This is a genomic window from bacterium (genome assembly GCA_030655055.1).
Taxonomy (GTDB): Bacteria; Edwardsbacteria; AC1; order AC1; family EtOH8; genus UBA5202.
This window is the reverse complement of sequence record JAURWH010000128.1, coordinates 1-3,343: the sequence shown is the minus strand read 5'-3', so window position 1 is coordinate 3,343 and position 3,343 is coordinate 1. Positions and strand designations below refer to the sequence as shown.

The following is a 3,343-nucleotide window of genomic DNA, read 5'->3' as shown; positions in this document are numbered from 1 at the left end:
CACTTTACCACGCTTGCGCGCCGTAACGCTACAGCGTGCAGGCACGGAAACACCGAATTATTGAAAAGATGAAATAGGTTTCTATGATATTTGTTCTGTGCTTCCAAAATTTCCGTGTTTCTGTGGTTGGTTCCTCCATGGTCAAGCTTTGTACATCTTCAGCACTTGCTGTAGCCGGGTCTCGACCTGCCGGGCCATTTCTTCCGGCTTATCCACCCGCACCTGGTCGCAATGGGCCGCGGCCCAGCGGATGAAAGGATCTGAGTTGCTGACCGTTATGCTGACTCTGCCCGTTCCCTTGTTCCAAACGGCCTGCGGTCCTAGTTCCTTTTTGACCAGCCAGACGCTTTCAGGGTTCACTTTCAATGTTACCGGCACAACCAGGCCCCCGCCCAGTTCCCAGGCCTTGCGGCCCAGGTATTTTGTTTTATCGAAATCTTTGGGAACATTGAACCGGGGCTGGCCGTTAAGCAGTTTCAGTTCCTGGATGCGGGAGACCTTGAAGGTGCGGACCTCTTTTCTCTTGTGGCAGTATGCTATCAGGTACCACACCCCGGCATTGTAGATCAGAAGATAGGGGTCGGCCTGGCGCTGGTCTTTGGCATCGCGCTGGATGCTGTGATAGCTGAACCGGATGGAGACCCCTTCCTTTACCGCCTGCTGGATGCGTCCCAGCACTTTGGCTTCGGCGGCGGCCTCGGGCCGGGCGTTGGCGCTAAGCCCTATCTCGGATCGCCGTTCATTTCCCCCGGGTTTCTGGCAGCCTATCTTTTGGGCCAGGCTGGCCAAAGCCTTGGCCTGGTCCTTGGCGGCCGGGGACTGCGGCCCGGCGCAGACCAGGGAGATCACCGCCCACTCTTCTGAAGTAAGGTCCAGCCGGGGCAGGTAGTACTCTTCGTGGTCTATCAGGTACCCCAATTCTTGCGCCTCGTACTTGGCGGCCTGGGCGGGATTGTCAACTTCTTCTCCGGTCTCGATGGAATAGACCTTAAGCGGCACCCCCAGGCTGCGCAGCTCCCTTTTATCCCGTTCAAAGGTCCGGTCAAAGCTGGGGCCGGAAAGCCTTTGATAGTGGGGCAACAGTTGCCTGATCTCCGGCTTGGGAACCGGGCGGCGGTGTTTTAAAAGCAGGGACACCAGTTCCAGAAGTCTTTCTGTCTTTTGCTGGGCCATTGTTTGCCGAAATATTTAGTTCAAGTTTTTAAGTGAAACATAATGATAAGCCTTTGACCGGTTAAAAGTCAATAAAAAAGGCCGGATCAATTTATTTTGATCCGGCCGGGGTAAGTAGCAAGATATTTAGGACGTAGATAAACGCAGATTCTATAAATTCAATAAAATTATCAGTGCAATCAATTCCAATCTGCGGAAATCTGCGTTCGGTTTATTCCCTGGAAGTTTCTGGAGTCTGCTATGCCGCCCTCAGTTCTGTCAGCAGATCGCTGAGGTCTATCTGCTCGGGATGTGATGGGCCTGCAGGCCCTCCGGTAAACTCGGAGTATAGTTGATAGAACTTTTCCTTGCTGCCCGACAGAACCCCCTGACAATGGCCGCAAACACCCCACCAGCCGTTCCGGCCGCTTAAGGCGCCCCCTCCTGCCCCCAGGATGTAAACGGTCTCGCCACAGGCCGGGCAGGTCTCGGTCCATTTCTCCTGGTTCCAGAGATCCAGCAGGCGGCCCAGGGCTATGGCCCTGGTCTTTAAATGAGGCAGGCCGATGTAGGCGGTGTTCAGGCAGCAGCCGGAAAGCCTGGGATCCTGGGTTATCTGCCGGCTGTTATCCACCAGCAGGCCGATGTTCCGGGCCAGGAGCCGGGCCTCCTCCCAGGCGTGGTTCCGGGGAGAAGTTTCCAGTCCGTTACTATTCTCTGTTCCGTTCATTTCACTCCTTGCATTTCTGTATGTTTGATACTGGTTTATTTGTTTATATGTCATAACCGCCCTAAGAGCGCGGGGGTTAAATTACTGGTTTGATCCCGTTTCCGGGGTTTCTTTCTGGTCCTTCTTTTTGCCGGTGACCCTGGCGATCAGGCCGCCCAGCATCCGGGAGATCTCGCCCAGAAGCTTGAGACGCTGTTCGGCCGCCTCCGGTGTCATATAACCCATCCGGGATATCTTGTGGTACCAGTCCTGGGTGGCAAAGGCAAAGCCCTTGGCCGCGGTCAGGCGGTAACCGAACTCCTTCTGTCCTCCCCGGCCGTAGCCCTCGGCGATGCTGGCTCCGATGGAGCCGGCGCACTTGACCACCTGGCCGGCCATCAGGAATGAGGCCTTGCCCTGGGGGAACCTTTCGGTGTCCTGGGCGGCCAGTTCAAATAGTTCCACCGCTTTTTGCCAGACGATCAGGTCGGTAAAGCTGGCGGTTTTGGTGTTGGTTTGTTCCATGTTCACATTCTCCTTTTGTAAATACACATTACTTTTGGTTGTTTGGTTTTTTTGCCCGCGCTCTTTGGGGCTGGTTTTTAATTATTTTGATTTTACATTTGAGGGGTGACAGTTTTGGGCTGGGCTCCGGTTCTTGGCCTGGACAGCGCAGGTCCCCACGGCCAGTATCAGGAACATAACGGCGGCGGTTCTTCTGAACATTTTAGATACCTCCTCTTGATTTGTAAATACTGGTGATCGTTGATTGACTGTATTTTAGTTCTTAGGGGTGACAAAATTCCCGGGCAACAAAAAACCCGGCCGTAAGCGGCCGGGTCAGGGCAGTAAACTGGGTCTTTACCAAGGATAGACAGGATTAAAATGATTTCTTTTACCACGGAAACACGGAATTTATGAAATTAATATTTCCGGATTTCCAATGTCCCGTGGTTCGGTGGTAAGCATGATAATGGTCTTTCTCGAAAATAAAAATGGCCCGCCATGAAGCAGACCACTTATAATTTTTGTATGGCTTGCCAGACGAAGTCCGCTGATTGTTTAGACAGTCTGGCCCGCCAGACTACCTGTTGGTTCTCATCCTTCGCAAATAACTGGCTTGCCGTGAGCCCGGCCTCTTGCCTTACAAAAGAATGGTGGAGCTGACCCGCCACAGGCGGACTACTGCCCGGCAGGATGGTGCAGTAATGTCGGATTCTCCGCCAAAGGCGGATCCGCCGTTGCTTGGCCACAAAGCATTCCTGCCCTCCTACGGCGGACTATTGTCAGGTACTGGGACAAATATGGTGCCGGCGGAGAACCTTCACCATCATTGGCAGTCGGTTCTCATCCTTCGCAAATAAAACTGGCTTGCCGTGAGCCAGGCCTCTTGCCTTACAAACGAATGGTGGAGCTGATCGGATTCGAACCGACTACTTCCTGCTTGCAAAGCAGGCGCTCTACCAATTGAGCTACAGCCCC

The 3,343-nt window shown here is 53.7% G+C and carries 3 protein-coding genes and 1 tRNA gene; all 4 read right to left on the bottom strand.

Annotation, left to right across the window (positions count from 1 at the left end):
• Positions 1-141: 141 nt before the first annotated feature.
• On the bottom strand, positions 142-1,173 hold the full coding sequence (locus tag Q7U71_06165; protein MDO9391340.1) for a WYL domain-containing protein: 1,032 nt from the start codon (positions 1,171-1,173) through the stop codon (positions 142-144).
• Between the two features lie 238 nt (positions 1,174-1,411).
• Complete coding sequence (locus Q7U71_06160; GenBank protein ID MDO9391339.1) at positions 1,412-1,882, bottom strand: hypothetical protein; 471 nt, start codon at positions 1,880-1,882, stop codon at positions 1,412-1,414.
• Between the two features lie 81 nt (positions 1,883-1,963).
• The gene (locus tag Q7U71_06155; GenBank protein ID MDO9391338.1) at positions 1,964-2,386 is read right to left on the bottom strand and encodes a four helix bundle protein; all 423 of its coding nucleotides are present in this window, start codon (positions 2,384-2,386) and stop codon (positions 1,964-1,966) included.
• Positions 2,387-3,267: 881 nt separating this feature from the next.
• Positions 3,268-3,343: transfer RNA gene (locus tag Q7U71_06150), tRNA-Ala, on the bottom strand.